Consider the following 19,798-nt stretch of genomic DNA (forward strand, 5'->3'; position numbering starts at 1 on the left):
CCCGGTCGCAGTGAAGGGCTGTGGGGGCGCGCCACGATCGCTGGCGCGCCCCCCACCGCGTCACCCGCCCTGGGACGAGAAGGCGGGATGGACGACGCTCCGTCAACAGCCCAGCTGGAGAAATGGACCAAGGACGAACGGTGTCAGGCCGGTGGCCTACCTGTTGGGGGCAATGACGTCCTGGGCGGTGTCGTTCACGTCGGCGGGCGCTTGGAGGACGGCGCGTGCCGCGCGTTCTCCGGAGGCGAGGGCGCCTTCGATGTGTCCGGCGTGGTCGGTGGCCGTCTCGGTCGACGCCCAGTGCAGGCTGCCTTTGAGGGCCGGCCGCTGGTAGAGCGGGTGGCCGAAGAGCGAGTGGTCGGCGAGGTGCTGCACGGTGGACGGGGCGGTCCACCGTTCGCCGCTCCAGTCCTGCACGTGCAGGGCCGCGGGAGAGCCGGCCGCCGGACCGAAGAGCCGGGCGAGCTGTGCGGTGACGGCGTGCTCGAAGCCGGGGCGTACGGTGCGGGCGTGGGCAAAGCCGAAGAGCGCGGCGGGCTCGCCGCCGGGCCCGGACATGTCATGGATCTCCTGGAGCGGGCCGGCCCTGCTGAACGCCGCACCGGCCAGCCCGTCCTGGCGCCAGAACGGGGTCGGGTAGTGGGCGACGACCTTGACGGCCGCGCCCATCCAGACCGGGGTGGACCGGCCGAGGCGTACGAGGTCGGCGGGGAACGCGTCGTGGAAGTCGATACGCTCCAGCGCGAGGGCCGGGGGGACGGCCAGGACGACGCGTTCGGTGTGGAGTGTGCCGGCGCGGGTGAGCACGTCGAGGCCGCCGCCTTGGCCGCCGGGACGGACGGCGGTGACGGGTGTGCCCAGCCGCAGAGCCCCGGTGGGCAGCCCGGCGGCAAGGGCGGTGGCGAGGCTCTGCGCGCCGGTGGCGAAACGGCGTGACGGGGCGTCGACCAGGTTGCCGGTGAGACGGCGGGTTCCGGTGACCTCCTGGAGCATGGTGTCGCCGGCGAGGTGCTGGTCGAAGGTGGCGATGCCGCTGCCCGCGGCCAGGGCCCGTACCCGCTCCTCACCGTCCCAGAACCAGGTGGCTCCCAGGTCGAGGGCCCGCTCAGGATGCTCGGTGGGGACGGAGAGCAAGCGGCCGCCGACGCGGTCACGGGCCTCCAGAACGATGACATCGCGGCCGGCGGCGTGCAGCGCGGTGGCCGCAGCCAGTCCGGATGCGCCGGCGCCGATGACGATGACGTCGTGGCTCTCCGGGTGGGACATGTGTGGCTCCCTTCTGGGCAGGCAGAACTCCCGCTGTCGTCGGTGGCGCGGCATTGGACTGAGGAGTAGGCGGGTGCCGACGGCCGCGTGGCTCGGGCGCGCGGCGGGGCGAGCGGGCTGACTATCCGCCGCTGACGGCGGTGTCCAGGACGATGCGGAAGCGGGGAGCGCCGGAGCGGAGTCGGGTGACGGCTTCGTCGGCTTTTTCCAGCGGCATTCGCTCGATCATCGGGCGCACACCCGTGGTGACGGCGAAAGCCATGGCTTCCTCCGTCTCGCGCGGGCTGCCGGTCAGGTGTCCGGTGAGGGTGTGGCCGTGCATGACGAGCCGGGCCGCCGGGACGGTCACGGATCCTGCGTCGACGCCGACAAGGGTGAGCTGCCCGTGCAAGCGCAGGCCGGCGAGCAGCTCCTCGACGGGGACGGTGGAGGAGGCGGTGGAGACGATGAGGTCGGCGCCGCCGAGATTCCTCAGGGCTGCTCCGGGCGTTTGGATGGTGCTGTCGATGTAGTGGTGGGCGCCGAGGTCGTGTGCGAGTTGCTCGCGGTCACGGCCACGGGCGATGGCGATGGTCTCGTACCCGAGTCTGGCCGCGAACTGGGCGGCGAGGTGGCCGAGGCCGCCGATCCCGAAGACGGCAACCCGTCCTCCGGCGCGGATGCCGGCCTTGCGGATCGCGTGGAAAGTCGTCACTCCGGCGCAGCCGAAGGGGGCGGCGTCGAAGAAGTCGAGGCCTTCGGGAACACGGGCGAGTGCGTCGGCGGGCACGGTGATGCTCTGCGCCCAGCCGCCCGGATACGACAGGCCGGGGATCTTCCGCTCGGCGCAGTGGACGACATCCCCTGCACGGCAGTGCGCGCAGTGTCCGCAGCTGCCGCCGAACCAGCCGACGGCCACCCGGTCGCCGACCGCCCAGCCCTGGACCCGGCTGCCGGTCTCGGCGATGACACCGGCGACCTCGTGTCCGGGGGTGACGGGGAAGGCGGTGGCTTCGCCGGTGGCGGCGGCCGTCGCGAGGTCGGCGTTGCACACGCCGCTGGCCATCACCGACACGCGGACCCACCCGGCGGGCGGCGGGATGGTCTCCGCCACCACGGGACGCAGAGTGCCGCGGGGCTCGGTCACGGCCATGGTCATGGCGCTGTCCGGCATGGTGCCTTCTTCTTCCGAAACGATGACGTCTATAGGTGCTGCTTATGCTGAATGAGCAGGATCCCCACCGTAGACAGGGGCAAGCAGGCCCGGTAGGGGACGGCAGTGAATGGAGCGATAAGCCATGGCTATGGCAACGGACCGTCTGAACCTTGAGGGGCTCCGGTACGCGCAGGCGGTCGCGGAGACCGGATCCTTCAGCGCTGCCGCGAGGGCCTACGGGGTCACGCAGCCCGCGCTGTCGAACGGGATCGCGAAGCTGGAGGAACGCCTGGGCGACAAGCTGTTCGAAAGGTCGCCGCGCGGTGTGACGCAGACGGCGTTCGGCGTCCGGATCCTGCCGCTGATCGAGCGGGCTCTGGCCGCGCTCGATGCCGTCGGGGCGGAAGCCAGGCGGCTGACCGAACCCGGTGAGCAGAAGATCCGCATGGGCGTCTCACCGCTGATCGGCTCCCACCTGGTCGCCCGCGCCTTCAGCATGGTCCAGGGCCTTCCCGCGCCCCGGGACCTCGTGCTGCGCGAGGCGAACATGCAGGAGCTGCGCGCATGCCTCCTGGCCGGACAGCTCGACATCATCCTGATCCCGGCCGTGGCCGCGATGCCGCGCTTCGAGCACCGGGTCATCGACGTCGAGCCGATCGTCGTCGTCAGTCCCGACACGGCGGAGGCGACCCCCGTCGAACTAACGGAGGCCGGCAAGGAGCAGTTCATCCTCGTCCCTGACACCTGCGGCCTGACCACCTTCACCACGCAGCTCTTCCAAGCGCACGAGATGCCTCTGAACACCTATCCGGGCGAGGCCGCCGGCTACCGGGTCCTGGAGGACTGGACGAAGCTCGGCCTGGGCTCAGCGCTGGTCCCCCGCTCCAAGCTGACATCGCCCGACGTCTGCCACCGGCCCCTGCACGATCAGGGCCGTGAGGTGCAGATCTCCTTCGAAGCGGTCTGGAACGCCGACTCCCCGCTCGGCCCCGACCTGCTCCGTCTCGCCGACAGCCTCGCGGCCACCCGTCTGCAGAGCCATACGTAGCGCTTATATCCTGATTCAGCGAGATCCTCTACCGGACCTGACCGGGTATGCCTAACGTGGCAGGCACCTTGCGGGCATCACCGCTCCGCCCCCTCCCTGCCAATCGAGTGAGGCATAACCATGGCGTATCTTCAGGTCACACTGCAGGTAGATCCGGCCCACCGCGTCGCGGCTGCGGGCGTGTACGAGAAGTACAAGCAGCCGTTCCTCGACACCGTCCCCGGCGCCACCAGCAAGGAACTCCTCGTCCGCGACGAGGACGTCCAGGTTCTCCACGGCTTTCGGACCGTCGCTGACGCCGAGGCGTACTTGGCGAGCGAGCTGTTCACCCGCGATGTCTCCAGCGGACTGGCCCCACTGCTGAAGGCCGCCCCTGACGTTCGCGTCTACGACACCGTCTGAGGCCGCGGTCGTGCACGAGATCACCGCGCTGCTGCGCGAATACGACCGCGCTCTCGCCTACACCGACGAGTTGTGGAAAGACCTCAGCCCCGACGAGGTGACCTGGCGTCCGCACGAGGAGTCCAGCGCCATCGGCTGGCACCTCGGTCACCAGGCCCACGTCGCCCACTTCATGACCCGCAATCTCACCGCGGCCGAGCCCAGCCCCGACCCGGAACTCGACGGGCTCATGGACTCGGCCAATCCGGAGAAGTTCCGCGGCGCGCTGCCCACCGTCGAACGGCTCAGTGCGTTCCGCGGCACCGTCGCGGAACGCGTCCACGCCCGTATCGGCGACATCGCCGCCGGCCGGGTCGGCGCCCCGACCCAGCTGACCATCGTCGCGAACCATCTGCTGGTCGCGCTCATCAACCACGAGTACCAGCACGACCAATGGATCAGCGAGGTCCGTGCCGACAACCTCGGCCACTCCCTCCCGTCGGACCCTGCCTCGGACTGGCTCAGCCGCGTCGACGGCTACCTGGTCTGCAATCCCTACGCCTGACCGCCCGCACCTTCGCCCGCCGAGTTCGACCCGCCGACCCGCCGCTGGAACACCGCGAACCGATCATGCTGCGCGTGCCCTACTCAAGCGCGCCGACGTCGAATGGGGCGTCCACTACCCGGCATACCTGCGGGCAGGCGGCACGGAAGAAAAGCGCGAGGCCCTCAAGGCAAACGCCACAGACAGCGGCCTCTGCGGGACGAAGAAGAGCAGCCCGTCTGCCCAACCCCTGACCACCCTCACCCCGCCCTTCACGACACCCCTGAAACAGGAGCACCACATGTCCAGCACCACCCTCGACTTCACCGGCCAGAAGGTCATCGTCGTCGGCGGCACCAGCGGCATGGGCCAGGCCGTCGCCCGCCGCGTCCTTCAGGCCGGCGGCATCGCCGTCGTCACCGGCCGCACCCAGTCCAGCGCCGACGAGGCGGCCACCGCCCTGTCCAGCCACGGCAAGGCTTTCGGCCTGGCCGCCGACCTCGCCGACCCTGCGGCCGTTGACCGCCTGCGCACCACCCTCACCGAGGAGCACGCCGACGCCACCCTCTTGGTCAACGCGGCTGGCGTCTTCGCCCCCAAGCCCTTCCTGGAGCACACGGCTGCGGACTACGACCGCTACCAGGACCTCAACCGCGCCTTCTTCTTCCTCACCCAGACCGTCGCCGCCACCATGATCGAGCGCGGCGCGAAGGGCGCAATCGTCAACATCGGCTCGATGTGGGCCCACCAGGCCATCGCCGCCACTCCCTCCTCGGCCTATTCCATGGCCAAGGCCGCCCTCCATTCCCTGACCCAGCACCTGGCGATGGAACTCGCCCCGCACGGCATCCGCGCCAACGCCGTCGCCCCCGCGGTCGTGCGCACTCCGATCTACGAAGAGTTCATCCCCAAGTCGGAGATGGACTCCGCGCTGGACGGCTTCGACTCCTTCCACCCGATCGGCCGCACCGGTGCCGCCGACGACGTAGCCGCCACCGTCGCTTTCCTCCTGTCCAACCAGACCGACTGGGTCACCGGCGCGGTCTGGGACGTCGACGGCGGCGTCATGGCCGGACGCAACTGACCCGGCCGACACCCAGCCTCCGGGCCGCGTCGCCCGGAGGCTTCCTTGCCCTGCGCGACCTTCCGAGCACGTCGGAGTCAACTGGGCAAAAGCGGAGGGACGTTGAACGCATGCTCCGTGACGGATCTCAGCGCACGTGCGTCGAGTTCGGTTGGCGGTGCGTCAGCCGCGCTGCCAACTAACCGGTGGGGACGTGTCAGGCCGGGCCGCTGGTGCTTCACGTGACACGTCACCGCCGGTTGGCCACCAGGAGGTGTGCCCCAGGTCAGGTCGTCTTCCTGAAGACGAGCACTTCCGTGGATGCCACGCCCAGGGGAGCCAGGAAGTGGGCTTCAAGGGTGCAGCCGAGCTTCGCGAAGAGGTCCACGCACGTGCGGCGGGGCATGGCCGCCGGGAACGAATCGTGACCCGAACCTCCCTTTGTCGCCCAGATCTGCATCGCCTCCGGGGCGAGACAGGTCTCCGTCATGACGTCGAAAACGATCCGTCCGCCCGGTCGCGTGACGCGGGCCATTTCGAAGAAGTAGCGGCAGGCGCCGAGGAAGGTCAGAGTGTTGAAGACCTTGTGGGCCTGGACGAGGTCGACACTGTCGTCCGGTGTCGCGTCGAGACTGAATCCTGTCACCGGTTGAGCGACCACTCCGAAGGTATCCACCAGGTAGTTGGCCCAGGGCTCGGCCGTCTCGTAGATCTCGTAGCGGCTCGGCGAACACTCCTTCAACGTCTTCTCCAGGTACCGCCCGGACCCGGGGCCGATCTCCAGCACCGTGTCCGGTACCGCGGCGAACACGCCGAGGGTCCGTAGTTCGTCGACGGTGTACTGGGTGGCCCCCGGGGTGGCGTTCATGACCTCGTCGATGTAGTCGCCCACCGACAGACCGGCCGCTCGGGCTGCCCGCATGGTCGGCTCGAACGGGATGAAATCATCGACACCACCTTGAGGGGTGGTGCTGCGCACGAGCTGGAACCCCGCACGCTCCAGGAGCCGCTTCGCCCCGGTCTTCGCCCTGCCTGCTGCCGTCATCGGTCCACTCCTTCCCGGGCCACCCCTGCCGCCCGGCCTTGCGCGGTGCACAACTCGTACGTACGTCTGGAACGAGCGCCAGCGCGCTCAGCCAGGCCCCGGAGCCGCAACACGGCCTCGGACCCTGAGGTGCGCTGATACGGAGGGGCCGATGCGGCCCGCAGCGACGACGGGCGGAATCGCTCTCGTCGCAAGTGACGTGTGGTTCAAAGGACTTCCTCCTGCCACGGGACTCGCACGGAGCCCACGTGCCGGAATGGCAAACAGGGCCGTTCTCTCCCGAACGGGAAGGGGAACGGGAATGAGAATGGGTGAGTTGACCGGAAGCCGTACGGGTGCCGCTACGACGGATCAGGCGACGACGACGTACGGCAGGGGAAGGAACGGCGGGCCGCGGCGGATCACTGCTCCAGCCAGCGGCACGGCTAACGAACGAGCACGCGTCGGCCCGGAGTTCACGCGCCAGGCGAACCCGAACTCTGCTGCTTCGTATGCGAGACGCGCAGGAACGAGGAGGCGGCGCAGCAGTGCGCGCAACGCGCACCACTCTTTTCTCGCTGCGTACAGCACGCGGCGCACTCTGTCGTCGAGTCCGTGCAGCAGGACCGCGCAGAGCAGGGTCAGCAGGATGTGGCCGATCGCCACGGGCCACCCCGCCAGAACACAAGGCGCCAGCAGCCCGTGCTCGCGGAACGCGACCGACTTGCCGGGGAGGACGTACCCGTACCCGATGACGGTCTGGCAGCCGAACGCCAACAGCACCTGAGTACGGAGAGACTTGTCGCTTCCGGCGCCAGGCAGTGCCACAACGAACAGGAAGCAGGCCGCCAGCGACTGCACGAGTCGAGACGGGTTCGAGTCGAAGGCCAGGTCATGCACGATCACTGTGACCATGGTTCCGAGCAGGGAGAACAATCCTGCGCGAACGACTGCCATCGTCGCCGCAGGTGGCACGTGGCCATGGCGGCGCACAGCGAATACGCGCAAACTTCCCCCCTCCAACAATCAGCCATCATGAGCCCTAGCGCATGACTTGTCATCCTTTCTGTCTTATCGGCCTTGGTCTTGCACCCTTCAAGCGCGTCTCAGCGGCGCTTGATCGCCCGGATCGTCCAGACGGTCGCCCTGGTCCACCACGGCGCGCTTGGCTTCGTGCACGTGACACGGTCAGCTCATCCGCAGCACGAGCAGCCGTGTGCACGACTGCGCGAACCCTGGTCGCCGCCGGCTTCCTTCAGTGCCGTAAGCCCTGCCGGAGCGCAGCAGTCGTCCCCGCGCCACGCCTCCCGGCCCTCCTTGACCGCGACGGCGGCGATGACCAGGGCCGCGAGCGGGTCGGCCCAGGTCCAGCCGAACAGGGAGTTGGCGAGGAGACCGACGAGGAGGATGGCCGACAGGTAGGTGCACAGCAAGGTCTGCTTGGAGTCGGCGACGGCGGAGGCGGAGCCCAGTTCGCGGCCGACGTGGCGCTGGGCGGCGGACAGGAAGGGCATGATCGCCAGGGAGAGGGCGGCCAGCACGATGCCGGGCGTGGAGTGTTCGGCTCCGCCGGTGCCGGTCAGGGCGCGGGCCGAGCCGATCGTCACGTAGATGGCCAGAGCGAAGAAGGACAGTGCGATCACGCGCAGCGCGGTCTTCTCGCGAGCCTCGCGCACGGTGTGGTCGGCGGCGGAGAACTGCCAGGCGACGGCCGCCGCCGAGGACACTTCCACGACGGAGTCCAGGCCGAAGCCGACAAGGGCGGTGGAGGAGGCGACGGTGCCGACGGTGATGGCGACGATCGCCTCGACGACGTTGTAGGTAATGGTAGCGGCGACCAGCAGGCGTATGCGCCGGGCCAGTTGGGTGCGGCGGTCCGGGCTCGGGCCGAGAGAGATCGCCGCCATCAGCAGCAGCCCTTTTCTTCGGTGTCCGCGCACGTCCGGTCGGCTTCGACGGCCAGGACCACGCCGCGCAGGTTGTCCAGGGCGTGGCCGAGGCGTTCGTCGGCGAGTTCGTAGCGGACGCGGCGGCCGACGGGGACGGTGACGACGATGCCGCAGTCACGCAGGCAGGCGAGGTGGTTGGAGAGCCGGGTGCGGGAGATGTCCAGTTGTTCGGCGAGGTCGGCCGGGTGCGCGGGCGACTCGCGGAGCGCGAGGAGGATGCGGCAGCGGATCGGGTCGGCGAGCGCGCGGCCGAACCGGGCCAGGGCGTCGATGTCGGAGGCGATGGTCAGCACACCACGAAAAGTACACGCTTCCCTGAATTCAGGAAAGCGTGTACTCAGCGGTCAGTGTTCGTGGGGTTCGTCGCGGTGGACGGGGCCGTGCGGCTCCTCGCAGTGCTCGGCGTCCTCGGTGGGCAGCAGGTGGCGGTCGCCCGGCTGGGCCGCCTGCAGCACGGGGACGGGGGCGTGGTCGACCTGGAGGGTGGTGTGGGTGATGGAGTAGTTGTGCCGCAGGAGCTCTTCGAGGTCGCGGCGGACTGCGTGGCAGTCGCCGCCGGGCTCGACGAGGATGTGCGCGGAGAGGGCGGACTGTCCGGAGGTGATCTGCCAGACGTGCAGGTCGTGGACTTCGACGACGGCTGGTTCACCGACCAGCATGTCGCCGAGTTCGTCCGGGTCGACGTCGGCGGGAGCTGCTTCCAGGAAGATCCGGCCGGACTCCCGCAGCAGCCCGTACCCGGCCTTCACCATCAGCGCGACGACGACCAAGGTGGCGATCGCGTCGGCCCGCGCGAAGCCGGTCAGTACGACGATCAGGGCGGCGATCGCGGTACCGATGAAGGCGAACAGGTCGTTGAGGATGTGCTGGTAGGCGCCCTGGACGTTGAGGGAGGAGCGGTTGGCCCTGGACAGGCACCAGGTCGCGGCCACGTTGACGACGATGCCGGCGAGCGCGGTGGCGAGCATCAGTCCGCCCTCGACCTTCGGCGGATCGATCAGGCGCCGGACTGCTTCGTAGGCAAGCCAGGCTCCGAGGAGCAGCAGCGTCAGCCCGTTCGCCTGGGCCGAGAGGATCTCCGCCCGCTTGAGGCCGTAGGTGAAGCCGCCGCGGGCCGGGCGGGCGGCCAGCCGCATGGCGACCAGCGCGAGGACGATGGAGGCGGCATCGGTGAGCATGTGCGCCGCGTCCGAGATCAGGGCCAGTGAGCTGGCCATGATGCCGATGACGACCTCGACCGCCATGAAGGCGATGATGAGGCCGAGCGCGATGGCCAGCCAGCGGCGGTCGGCGTCCGCGGAGACGCCGTGGGCGTGCCCGCCTGCTCCGTGGCCGTGCCCCGAACCGTGGGCCTGCTGCGGGCCGTGGTCGTGGCCGTGATCACTCATGCCGGTGGTTCCCCCTTGCGACGGGTGTGCTGGCGGCAGTGAACCGCATGCGCACGCGAATCACCAAAGGCTGCACCGGTGTCCGTTGTCATCTCCGATAACAGGGTCCTGACCTGCGATGACATGCCGAGCACGGGAAAGGGGCAGGGGTGTCGTCGCGCATGCCACCCTGTGGTGAACGCGCGGGCGGGGTGGTCGGTACGCTGCTCGGAGATCGTCATCTGCAACCACTCCTGCTGCGACGGCGTCACCGCGTCGATGAGCGACAGCCTCGCCGCGTCCGGCATCGCACCAGGGAAACGGACGAGGACGCGGCCCTGCTGAGCGGAGACCCGACCCAACCGCCGCCGGGCAATGGCACGTCCTCGCCCACCTCAGCTCCCCCGTGTCACGGCCCGCGTGGCCGACCGGTCGCTGCGGCTGCACGCCTCGTTCCACGAGATCGGGACCGGCGCGATGCTCCAGTACCACCTGCGCGTCAGTTCCTTCCTTCCTCGGAAACCCTGGTGGCCCTGGTGGCCCTGGTGACCCTGATGAACCGTCCCACCCGCCCCGACGTATACGACAAGGTGAACGCCCGTGACCTCCACCGCCCGTCTCGTCTACGACCAGCGCCTCACGTCCAACCTCGACATCTCCACCCGCACACCCGAGTTGCCGGCCACAGCACTCGCCGGGCGAGCCTGACCACCCGCAGGGGATGACGGACGTCCATGCGGCCTGATCGCGGGACAGGGCACGAGCGGCGGGCCGCACACGGCCGGGCCAGCCACGCGGGAACGTGCGCGCGGGCCGGTCTGTTCGCCGTGCTCGGCACCGTCCTCGCCGCCATCGGTCATCACACGATCGCCGAGGGCACTCTGCCGTGGCGGCCGATCGGTGTGATGGCTGCCGCCCAGTTCGTGGCCGTGTGGCCACTGGCGCGCCGCCGCTACACGCCGACCGCGACCATCGTCTGCACACTGGCCGCCCAGGGTCTGCTCCATCTCGGGCTGTCCTTCACCGACGCAGACGAGCCCTCGGACATGCCGGGCCACGCCCTGCATGCCGGGCACGGTGCGGAGGTGGCCGGAGACGGTCACGCCTGGCATCACGCCGGGACGGCGATGACGCTGGTGCATGTGGTGGCCGCGCTGGTGGTGGCGTGGCTGCTGCAACGGGCGGACGCCCGGATCGCGGCCGGACTCGGTGCGCTGGCCACCCTGGCCAGATCAGCGGTGACAGCCCTGGCGCACGCACTTCGACACCCGGCCCGCGCCGCCGGCGAGGGCATGGGCGCGCCGCCCGAGCACAGGCCGGGCGCATCCGTCGGTGCGGCGGCACCGGCACGGGACGACGTTCTGGAACACGCGGTGGTGCGCAGGGGACCACCGCGACGCAGGTTCCTCCAGTCCGTCACCCGGCCCCGCGACTACGGGACCGGATCTTCCCGTACCAGCAAGGAGTTCCCCTGTGTCCGCTGTGTCCCCTGTGTCCACACCCACGCCCACGCTCTCTCCGGCCCGCGCCGGCCGTCGTTTCGCGGTGGCCTGCGCCGTCGCCCTGACGGCCACCCTCGCCCTGGCCGCCCCCGCCTCCGCACACGCGGAGGTCGAGGCCGACACCCCGCAGGCCCTGGCCGAGAACGTCACCCTCAGCTTCGTCTCCGAAGCCGAGTCCAGCACGGCGGGCTTCACCGGGCTGCGCATCGTGCTGCCCCAGGGCATCGCCCCCGCTGACGTGACACTCGGCGAGGCCCCCACCGGCTGGAAGCTGACGCCCACCGCCGACGGCTACAACCTCGCGGGACCGGCCCTCAAGACCGGGACCGACGCCGAGCACCAGATCAAGGTCCGGCAGCTGCCGGACGTGAAGGAACTCGCGTTCAAGACCATCGAGACCTACAGCGACGGCAAGGTCTCCCGCTGGATCGAACTGCCCACCGGAGGTGAGGAACCCGAGCAGCCCGCGCCTGTTCTGAAGCTGAAGGCGGCAGCCCCGGGCGCCCGGCCGGCGAGCCCCAGCCCCAGTGAGACCGAGAGCGCGGCACCCAGTCCCACTCCCTCGGCCACTCCGTCCGACGCCGCGGCAGCGGCCTCCGACACCGGCACCAAGGCGGCCAACGACGACGGCAGCTCCACCGGCGTGATCATCGGGGTCTGTCTCGCAGTGCTCGCGGTGCTCGGCGGCGCGGTGTTCTGGCTGGTGCAGCGGCGCAAGGCGGCACCCCAGGACTGACCACTCGCGCGACAATGCCGCCGACCGGTCCGGAGACTGCCGGACCGGCCGGCGCCGGGGTGCCAGGAGCACGACAGCACCCAGGCCCGCGGTCTGCCGCGGGCCTGGCCGTGCTGAGCGTGCGCCTCATACGAACGTTCTGGTGTCCCTGCCTTCCAGACGCCCCCGGACAGCGGGCCGTGAGACCTCGCTTCAGCCGATCGGGGCCCCGATTCACCCTTTGTGATGATCAGCGGCACCAGGAAATGCCCACACAGGCGTCCGCCACCAGCACACGCCGGACCGGCCCGCCCGGGGAGGATCTCGCTCGCCTCGCGCTTGACGGCTCGTGACGACGCTCTCGCGAACAAAAACCTTATGCACATGTTTGATTACTCTGTGCACATGTCGGCTGGCTCGGACTCTCGAAGCAGCCGCTCCGTGGCGCGGACCGGAGCGGTGCTCCTGGTGCTGCTCGCCGCGCTCATCCACGTCCTGGACTGCGCACACGGGCCGACGGCCGCTCCGACGGGGCGAGCCGACACCCTGTTCTCGGCCTCCTCCCTCCGCTGCGGACCGGCGCCCGAGCTGCCGCACCGCCCGGCCACCGGTCAGACGGCTCCCGAGGACGGCGACGGTACGCACTGCTGGGGGCTGGACGGGCCGACGCTTCAGCCCTCGCGCGATGTGACGGTGGCCGAGCCGGCGGTCCATGGCCTTCCGCTCGCCGCGCACCCCGGCACCCGGCCACAGCCCACCGCAGCGGCGGCCCTGCGGCGTTCGGCTCCTGTGCCCGGCACGCCGTCATCCGACCAGGCGCGGGCCCGTCTGGGCGTGTGGCGGACCTGATCGTTCCCGCCGCGCCTTCGCCACGGCCCCGGCGCGGCAGCCGATCACCTCCGCCCCTCCCCCGACACACGGCCGCCCGCTCTCGGCGCCGGCCGCAGGAGAAGCACGCCATGAACCACCCCACCCCGACCACCGCCTCCCCCGCCCAGTTGCTGGCCGACACCAAACACCCGCTGCACACTCCAGCCGGCCTGGTCGGTGACACGCCGGTGCCGTGGATCGGCGAGCCCTTCACCGCCGGCGGACGCGGTTTCTGGGCCAAGCTCGAAGGCCACAACCCCGGCGGGATCAAGGACCGCACCGCCCTGCACATGGTCCGCGCCGCCCGTGAACGCGGTCGGCTGCTGCCCGGCGCGCGGATCATCGAGTCCACCTCCGGCACGCTCGGTCTCGCGCTCGCCGGGGCCGTCTACGGCCACCCGGTCACCGTCGTCACCAATCCCGGCATGGAACCCCTGATGACCGGTCTGCTCACCGCCTACGGGGCCGAGGTGGACCTGGTCGCCACCCCGCATGCCACCGGCGGCTGGCAGGAGTCCCGCCGACGGCGCGTCGCGGAGCTCCTCGCGACGCATCCGGACGCTTGGTGCCCCGACCAGTACAACAACCCCGACAACGTGGCCGCCTACGCCCCGCTCGCCCGTGAACTGGTCGCCCAGCTCGGCCGGATCGACACCCTTGTCGTCTCCGTCGGCACCGGCGGCCACTCCGCCGGTATCGCCTCCGTCCTGCGCGGCTACTTCCCGCGCCTGCGGGTCGTGGGCGTGGACACCACCGGATCGACCATCTTCGGCCAGCCCGCGGCACACCGGGTGATGCGCGGGCTGGGCAGCAGCATCTACCCCGGCAACGTCGCCTACGACCTCTTCGACGAGGTCCACTGGGTCGCGGCCCCCGAAGCCGTCTGGGCCGCGCGTCGGCTGGCCCGCCACCACTACGCCACCGGCGGCTGGAGCGTCGGGGCAGTCGCCCTCGTCGCCCGCTGGCTGGCAGGCACGCTGCCCGCCGAGGACCGGATCGTCGCCGTCTTCCCCGACGGCCCGCAACGCTACGTCGGCACGGTCTTCGACGACACCTACTGCCGCGAGCACCGACTTCTGGGCCATCTGCCCGCCGATCGCCCCGACGAGATCGCCCACCCCGCCGACCGGACCGTCACCCGCTGGACCCGCTGCACCCACATCTGCGACCCCCTCGCCGCCACCGCCGGACCGGGTGACGCCGCCCCCGCCCTCGCGGGAGCCGCCCGATGAGGACGCTGTGGCTCCAGACCCGTTCCTTCCCACCTTCGGTCCGGATGCTGATGGCCAACCAGTTCGCCATCAACCTCGCCTTCTACATGCTCATGCCGTACCTCGCCTCTCACCTGGCCGGAGGGCTCGGCCTGGCGGCCTGGGCGGTCGGACTCGTCCTGGGCGTCCGCAACTTCACCCAGCAGGGCATGTTCCTCATCGGCGGCACGATCGCCGACCGCTTCGGCTACAAGAGCCCGATCATGGCGGGCTGTCTGCTGCGCACCGTCGGCTTCTGCCTGCTGGGCTGGGTCGACAGCCTGCCCGCGCTCATCGCGGCCTCGGCGGCCACCGGCTTCGCGGGCGCCCTGTTCAACCCGGCCGTGCGTGCCTACCTGGCCGCCGAGGCGGGCGGGCGCCGCGTCGACGCCTTCGCCACCTTCAACGTCTACTACCAGGCCGGAATGCTGCTGGGCCCGCTCGTCGGACTCGCCCTGCTGGCCGCCGACTTCCGCCTCGTCTGCACCGTCGCCGCCGCGATCTTCGCCGTACTGAACGTCATGCAGTGGCGCGCGCTGCCCGCCCGCCGAGGCGACAGCGGACCGTCCGCGCCCGACGGTGTGCTGGCCCAGTGGCGCACCGTCGTAGCCAACCGGCCCTTCCTGCTCTTCGCTCTCGCCATGATCGGCTCCTACGTCCTGACCTTCCAGGTCTACCTGGCGTTTCCTCTCGCCGCGACCAACGCCTTCGGCTCGCGGGGGACGTGGGCGACCAGCGGGCTGTTCGTCGTCTCGGCGGCGGTCGCCGTGGCCGGGCAACTCAGGCTCACCGGCTGGGCGAAGCGCCGATGGACTCCCGCGCAGGCGCTGGTGCGGGGGCTGGCCGCGATGGGCCTGGCCTTTCTGCCCCTGGCCCTCACCTCGTCGGGCACCACGGGCGCCGTACTCGTCGCTCTGGTCCTGGCGGTGACGCTGCTGGCGGTTGGCAGCGCGGTGGTCTATCCGTTCGAGATGGACACCGTCGTCACCCTCTCGGACAACCGTCTCGTCGCCACCCACTACGGCCTCTACAACACTGTCTCCGGTCTCGGCATCACTCTGGGCAACCTCGCCACGGGAGCCCTCTGGGACTTCGCCGTACGCCACGGCGCGCTCTGGCTGACCTGGTGGGCTCTGGCCGCCACGGGGCTCGCGTGCTCCGCGGCCGTCGCGGCGCTGGCACGCACCGGGCGGCTGACCCCGCACACGCCAGCGCACCTCGTCCCCGCCTAGGACCGTCGCACGGCGACCTTGGGTGCGGTGACGCGCCGTCCGGATCATGGTCCGTACGGCGCGTCACCGCCACGACTCCCGACGCTCGGCCGCCGTCACCGCGCGGGAGACCGGTGGCGGCCGGCCTCTCCCGCTCCCTGATCCCCGATCAGCGCAGGCGCAGGGCCTCACGGACGGTGGTGAAGAGGTCGGTCTGGTTCGTCACGCCCAGCACCCGGTACGCCTGCGGGCCCTGCGCCGCGATCCGCACCTCGGTGCCGGTGTGCTCCTGGGACAGGCCCGGCGTGTTGGTCGAGTAGTTGACCTTCAGCTGCTGGCCCTCGTTCGTGACGAGCGTGGAGGACAGCCCGGGCGGGGTGGCCTCCAGCGGCACGATCTGGCTGGTGTGGCCGTGGTCGGCGGTGGTCACCACGAGGGTGTCGGGGTGCTTGGCCGCGTAGTCACGTGCCAGCTTCACCGCGCGGTCGAAGGCGGCGGTCTCGCCGATCTGCCCGCACGGGTCGGCCGCGTGGTCCTGCTTGTCGATCGAGGCGCCCTCGATCTGGAGGAAGAAGCCCTGCTTGGAGCGATTCGCCTTCTGCTTGGCCTCCAGCAGCTGGATCGCCTTGGCGGCCGAGTCGGCCAGGCTCGGCGTGGTCGACGGCCGGCTCGCGTTGGAGGTCACGCACCGCTGCGGGTCGGTGCCGCCGACCGCCGCCGCCTTGCCCGTCCACTCCACCGGCACGTTGCCCGCCGCGAACAGGCCGAGGACCGGCTTGCCCGCCTTGGCCGCCTTCATCGAGGCGTTGTCCGTGACGACCTGGTAGCCGAGCTTCCGCGCCTGCTCGGTGACGGTCAGGCCCTTGTACTTGCCGTCGGTCACCTTCTGGTCGAACCGCTGCTTGCCGCCGCCGAAGAGCACGTCCACCTTGTGGTTGACGGACTGCTCGGCGATCGAGCCCGGCCCGCCGGCCGCGATCGTGTCGCCGCCGCACTTGGCCATGTCGGCGGGACCCTGGCAGGAGCGGTCGGTGACGTGCGAGGCGAGCACCGCCGGGGTGGCGTCGGTCAGCTCGGCGGTGGTGACGCTGCCGGTGGCGTAGCCGCTCTTCTGCGCCAGCTCCAGGATCGTCTTCACGGCCTTGTCGGTGCCGGGCGTCTTGGAGATCCGGCCGTTGACCGTCTTGACGCCGGTCGCCCAGCCGGTGCCGCTCGCCGCCGAGTCGGTCACGTAGTCCGGGGTGCCGTCGGCGTGCACCGCGTACGTCGTGTACGCGCCGGTCAGCGGGAACTTGTCCATGTTCAGGCGGCCGTTGGCGCCCACGGTGTAGTCACGGGCGAGGGTGATCTCCGAGTCGCCCATGCCGTCGCCGATCAGCAGGATGACGTTCTTGGCCTTCCCGCCCTTGATCGCGTGCTCGGCCTGCTGCCTGGTGTCGGACGCTCCGGCGACGGAGGTCACGGAGACGGCGGCAACGGCGGTGGTGACCAGGGCGGTTGCGATCGTGAGGTGGCGGCGGGAGGGTCTGCGCATCGAGGTGGCTCCTTGGATCTCGTCCGTCAGCGGGGTGCCGACGTGCGCCAGACCATCAGCCGCCGGTGAATCGGCGGTGACATTCCGACGCTGCCGCCCCATCCAAAGCATGACCCGGACTTGACCATCGCTTGGTCGTACGAGCCGGGGTTCATCCGGAAGCACTCACGAGGTCCCGGTCCGCGAATCCGGGGAAACCGGCCGTCTACTATGACCCTACGTACGTGACGGTCAAAGGGAGTCGGGCGCATGCGGCGGCTGGGAGATCTCGAAGCGGAGATCATGGATCGTCTCTGGACGTGGAACCGCCCGGCGACGGTGCGCGAGGTCGTCGACGACATCAACAAGACCCGGCCCGTCGCCTACACCACCGTCATGACGGTGACCAACATCCTCTACGGCAAGGGCTGGCTCCTGCGCGGCAAACAGGGAAGGGCCTGGCTCTACTCCCCCGTCCGCAGCCGCGAGGCCTACGCCGCCGCGCTGATGGAGGACGGCCTGCAGGAGAGCCAGGACCGCTCCGCCGCACTGGTCCACTTCGTCGAGAACATGTCCGAGGACGAAGTGGACGCCCTGCGCACCGCCCTGCGGAGCATGGGACGACAGGCGAAGCCGTGAACGCGGTCCCCGTTCTCGCCGCCTACACGGCAGCCGTCGGATTCGCCGCCCCTCCACTGCTCCTGCGCGCGGGCTGGACACACCGGGCCCCCGCCCTGGCGGCAGCGGTGTGGCACATCCTGCTGGTCTCGTTCTCGATCGGCGCCGCGCTCACGGCCTACAACCTGGTCATGCCCGCCGAGCACCTGGAGGCGGGCATGGTCGGGCTGCTCCACTCCTGCGGACTGGCACGCGGGCAGGGCGGGCCCGACAGCCACGCGGCGGACCGGCTCGCCGCCGCCCTTCCCTCCGCCATCGGACTCGCTCTGGCGGCGGCCTTCGCCTTCCACGTCGCACGAGCCCGCCGCGCACGATCACGCCACCGTGCGGCCGTGGACCTGGTCGGCCGCCACTCGGCCCGGCTGCGTGCCACCGTCCTGCCCTACGACACCCCCGCCGCGTACTGTCTGCCGGGCCGCCGGCCACGCGTCGTGATCAGTGACGCCGCAGTGCGCGAGCTGACGGCCGACCAGCTCGGCGCCGTACTGGAACACGAACGGGGCCACATCGCGGGCCGCCATCACCTGGCCCTGGCCCTCACGCAGTCGTACCGGTCCGTGTTCAGGGGGCTGCCGCTGGCCCGTCACGCCCGGGAACAGACCGCGCTCCTGCTGGAGATGGCCGCCGACGACCGCGCACTGCGCCGGCACTCCGGAGAGGCGCTGGCCACGGCGATGTACGAGATGGCGGCGGCCCGCACGCCCAAGGACGCGTTCGCGGCCGGCGGGCAGACGGTCCTGATCCGCCTCAGGCGAGTACTCGGCCCCCGCGCCGCCGCCCATCCCGTGCTCCGGGCCTCCGTGGCGGTCCTGGCCGCGGCACTGCCGCTGCTGCCGTTGCTGATCGCCTGCCCGCCGCCCGGCCTCGGCTGACGGCCCAGACAGCCAACCCCCTTGGGTTCCGGACTCACTTGCTCCCACAACTACTAATCTACTAAGTTTTCACGAGCTTGCCTGTTCCGGCCGACACCGCGCCCCTGCCGCGGCACACCACACCCAGAGGAGTCACCCCACGATGGGAACCCACCGCCGGCCGAAGCCGCCCAGCCGTGCCCGGATCACCACCCTCGGCATCGCCGCCGGAGCGGTGACCCTCCTGCCCACGCAGAGCCAGGCGGCCCCGGCACCCTCGGTGGACGAGGTACGCAAGCAGGTGGCGAAGCTCTACGAGGAGGCCGAGGCGCCCACCGAGGCGTACAACGGCATCCGCGAGCAACAGCAGAAGCTGCAGGACGACGTCGACAGCGCGCAGGAACGCCTGGCCCGCAAGCAACAAGAGATCAACGAACTGCGGGAGAAGGCTGGCCCGTTGGCTGCAGCGCAGTACCGCACCGGCGGCATCGACCCCACCGTGCAGCTCTTCCTGTCCAGCGACCCGGACGACTACCTCGAACAGGCCGAGATACTGGGCCGCACAGGAGACCGGCAGTCAGCCGCCCTGCGGGCACTGCAGGGCAAGCAACGCGAACTCGCCCAGGAACGCGCGGACGCGGCGGAACGGCTGACGGTGCTGAAAGAGGCGCGCGCCAAGGCCGCGCAGAAGAAGAACGAAGTCCAGACCAAACTCACCAAAGCCCGGAAACTCCTCAACAGCCTCACCGCGGAGCAACGCGCCGGCCTGGCAGCCGCCCAGGATCGCGAGGACACGGCCACCGGCACCAGCGACGCGACAGCGAGTTACAACGGCCCGGCCAGCGGCCGCGCGAAGACCGCAATCGAATTCGCCTACGCCCAACTCGGCAAGCCCTACGAATGGGGCTCGACCGGCCCCAACTCCTTCGACTGCTCCGGCCTGGTCGGCGCGTCGTGGCGTTCCGCGGGCGTCTCGCTGCCACGCACCGTCAAGCAGATGTACGACGCCGGCCGCAAGGTGACCAAGGCGGACCTGCAGCCCGGCGACATCATCTACTGGTACAACGACACCCAGCACAACGGCCTCTACATCGGCGACGGCAAAGCCATCCACGCCCCGCGCACCGGAAAGAACATCGAGATCGCCCCACTCGACTCCATGCCGTTCTACGCCGCGAGCAGGCCCTGAACCACGAGAGCCTGCGGCAAGCGGCGGCGCCAAAAGGCGGGCGACATGGTGATGGCGATTCGTGAATCCGGCTCTGCCCGAAGTTCCGTGAGTCCGCAGGTCAGCAACGTGAGGGAAGCGGTATCACATCCAGCGACCCGACGACGATCTCGTTGTGCGTGAACCCCCTGGCGCACAACGGGAAGGTGCCCCGGGCTGGGGCCGCTCGACAAGCCCCACGGTCTTCAACTCCACGACAGCGT

The 19,798-nt window shown here is 70.4% G+C and carries 20 protein-coding genes; 11 read left to right on the top strand and 9 right to left on the bottom strand.

Translation table 11 applies throughout. The features are described from left to right. Positions 1-156: 156 nt before the first annotated feature. Entirely contained in the window at positions 157-1,266 is a 1,110-nt protein-coding gene (locus tag ACIPTO_RS20290) for a flavin monoamine oxidase family protein (RefSeq protein WP_401194050.1), read from the bottom strand. A gap of 121 nt (positions 1,267-1,387) precedes the next feature. After that, positions 1,388-2,419: an alcohol dehydrogenase catalytic domain-containing protein gene (locus ACIPTO_RS20295; protein ID WP_401194053.1), complete on the bottom strand. Its 1,032-nt coding sequence runs from the start codon at positions 2,417-2,419 to the stop codon at positions 1,388-1,390. Between the two features lie 124 nt (positions 2,420-2,543). On the opposite strand from ACIPTO_RS20295, the gene ACIPTO_RS20300 reads away from it, so the two are divergent. The 4 genes from ACIPTO_RS20300 (at position 2,544) to ACIPTO_RS20315 (ending at position 5,458) form a co-directional block, all read left to right on the top strand. After that, the gene (locus ACIPTO_RS20300) at positions 2,544-3,449 is read left to right on the top strand and encodes a LysR family transcriptional regulator (protein WP_401194056.1); all 906 of its coding nucleotides are present in this window, start codon (positions 2,544-2,546) and stop codon (positions 3,447-3,449) included. Positions 3,450-3,569: 120 nt separating this feature from the next. Continuing rightward, the gene (locus tag ACIPTO_RS20305) at positions 3,570-3,851 is read left to right on the top strand and encodes a hypothetical protein (RefSeq protein ID WP_366314732.1); all 282 of its coding nucleotides are present in this window, start codon (positions 3,570-3,572) and stop codon (positions 3,849-3,851) included. 10 nt (positions 3,852-3,861) lie between these two features. Then, positions 3,862-4,395 (top strand): DinB family protein, encoded by a 534-nt coding sequence (locus tag ACIPTO_RS20310; protein ID WP_401194059.1) that lies wholly within the window; start codon positions 3,862-3,864, stop codon positions 4,393-4,395. A 280-nt stretch (positions 4,396-4,675) separates the two neighbouring features. Beyond that, entirely contained in the window at positions 4,676-5,458 is a 783-nt protein-coding gene (locus tag ACIPTO_RS20315; RefSeq protein ID WP_401194061.1) for an SDR family NAD(P)-dependent oxidoreductase, read from the top strand. Positions 5,459-5,723: 265 nt separating this feature from the next. Here ACIPTO_RS20315 and ACIPTO_RS20320 read toward each other — a convergent pair whose 3' ends face one another. The 6 genes from ACIPTO_RS20320 to ACIPTO_RS20345 form a co-directional block, all read right to left on the bottom strand. Beyond that, positions 5,724-6,482: a methyltransferase domain-containing protein gene (locus ACIPTO_RS20320; protein ID WP_401194063.1), complete on the bottom strand. Its 759-nt coding sequence runs from the start codon at positions 6,480-6,482 to the stop codon at positions 5,724-5,726. A 351-nt stretch (positions 6,483-6,833) separates the two neighbouring features. Beyond that, positions 6,834-7,367, bottom strand: coding sequence for a hypothetical protein (locus ACIPTO_RS20325; RefSeq protein WP_401194066.1), 534 nt, complete (start codon positions 7,365-7,367; stop codon positions 6,834-6,836). Between the two features lie 287 nt (positions 7,368-7,654). After that, entirely contained in the window at positions 7,655-8,368 is a 714-nt protein-coding gene (locus ACIPTO_RS20330) for a cation transporter (RefSeq protein WP_401194068.1), read from the bottom strand. Next, positions 8,368-8,703 (bottom strand): metalloregulator ArsR/SmtB family transcription factor, encoded by a 336-nt coding sequence (locus ACIPTO_RS20335; RefSeq protein ID WP_366314744.1) that lies wholly within the window; start codon positions 8,701-8,703, stop codon positions 8,368-8,370. Before ACIPTO_RS20335 ends, ACIPTO_RS20330 begins: the two co-directional genes overlap by 1 nt. A 51-nt stretch (positions 8,704-8,754) precedes the next feature. Next, positions 8,755-9,798: a cation diffusion facilitator family transporter gene (locus tag ACIPTO_RS20340; RefSeq protein WP_401194070.1), complete on the bottom strand. Its 1,044-nt coding sequence runs from the start codon at positions 9,796-9,798 to the stop codon at positions 8,755-8,757. Continuing rightward, entirely contained in the window at positions 9,795-10,085 is a 291-nt protein-coding gene (locus ACIPTO_RS20345; RefSeq protein WP_401194073.1) for a hypothetical protein, read from the bottom strand. Before ACIPTO_RS20345 ends, ACIPTO_RS20340 begins: the two co-directional genes overlap by 4 nt. Before the next feature lie 1,165 nt (positions 10,086-11,250). Between ACIPTO_RS20345 and ACIPTO_RS20350 the strand changes: the two genes are divergently transcribed. The 4 genes from ACIPTO_RS20350 (at position 11,251) to ACIPTO_RS20365 (ending at position 15,346) form a co-directional block, all read left to right on the top strand. Next, positions 11,251-12,015, top strand: a complete 765-nt coding sequence (locus tag ACIPTO_RS20350; protein ID WP_401194076.1) for a DUF1775 domain-containing protein — start codon at positions 11,251-11,253, stop codon at positions 12,013-12,015. A gap of 384 nt (positions 12,016-12,399) precedes the next feature. Then, complete coding sequence (locus tag ACIPTO_RS20355) at positions 12,400-12,843, top strand: hypothetical protein (protein ID WP_401194078.1); 444 nt, start codon at positions 12,400-12,402, stop codon at positions 12,841-12,843. 110 nt (positions 12,844-12,953) lie between these two features. Continuing rightward, the gene (locus tag ACIPTO_RS20360; RefSeq protein WP_401194081.1) at positions 12,954-14,096 is read left to right on the top strand and encodes a PLP-dependent cysteine synthase family protein; all 1,143 of its coding nucleotides are present in this window, start codon (positions 12,954-12,956) and stop codon (positions 14,094-14,096) included. After that, positions 14,093-15,346 carry an MFS transporter gene (locus tag ACIPTO_RS20365; RefSeq protein ID WP_401194083.1) on the top strand — a complete coding sequence of 418 codons (1,254 nt, stop codon included), beginning with the start codon at positions 14,093-14,095 and terminating at the stop codon, positions 15,344-15,346. Before ACIPTO_RS20360 ends, ACIPTO_RS20365 begins: the two co-directional genes overlap by 4 nt. Before the next feature lie 148 nt (positions 15,347-15,494). Here the strand turns inward: ACIPTO_RS20365 and ACIPTO_RS20370 are convergent, their stop codons facing one another. Beyond that, entirely contained in the window at positions 15,495-16,859 is a 1,365-nt protein-coding gene (locus ACIPTO_RS20370; RefSeq protein WP_401194086.1) for an alkaline phosphatase, read from the bottom strand. A 249-nt stretch (positions 16,860-17,108) separates the two neighbouring features. Here ACIPTO_RS20370 and ACIPTO_RS20375 point away from each other — a divergent pair, with 249 nt between their 5' ends. The 3 genes from ACIPTO_RS20375 to ACIPTO_RS20385 all read left to right on the top strand — a co-directional run bounded on the left by ACIPTO_RS20375 (position 17,109) and on the right by ACIPTO_RS20385 (position 19,556). Then, on the top strand, positions 17,109-17,477 hold the full coding sequence (locus tag ACIPTO_RS20375; RefSeq protein WP_366314752.1) for a BlaI/MecI/CopY family transcriptional regulator: 369 nt from the start codon (positions 17,109-17,111) through the stop codon (positions 17,475-17,477). Then, the gene (locus ACIPTO_RS20380) at positions 17,474-18,388 is read left to right on the top strand and encodes a M56 family metallopeptidase (RefSeq protein WP_401194088.1); all 915 of its coding nucleotides are present in this window, start codon (positions 17,474-17,476) and stop codon (positions 18,386-18,388) included. Before ACIPTO_RS20375 ends, ACIPTO_RS20380 begins: the two co-directional genes overlap by 4 nt. A gap of 142 nt (positions 18,389-18,530) precedes the next feature. Beyond that, positions 18,531-19,556, top strand: coding sequence for an NlpC/P60 family protein (locus ACIPTO_RS20385; RefSeq protein WP_401194091.1), 1,026 nt, complete (start codon positions 18,531-18,533; stop codon positions 19,554-19,556). Positions 19,557-19,798 lie beyond the last annotated feature (242 nt).

The organism is Streptomyces sp. NPDC090083, from assembly GCF_044747445.1.
In the GTDB taxonomy this organism is placed as follows: Bacteria; Actinomycetota; Actinomycetes; order Streptomycetales; family Streptomycetaceae; genus Streptomyces.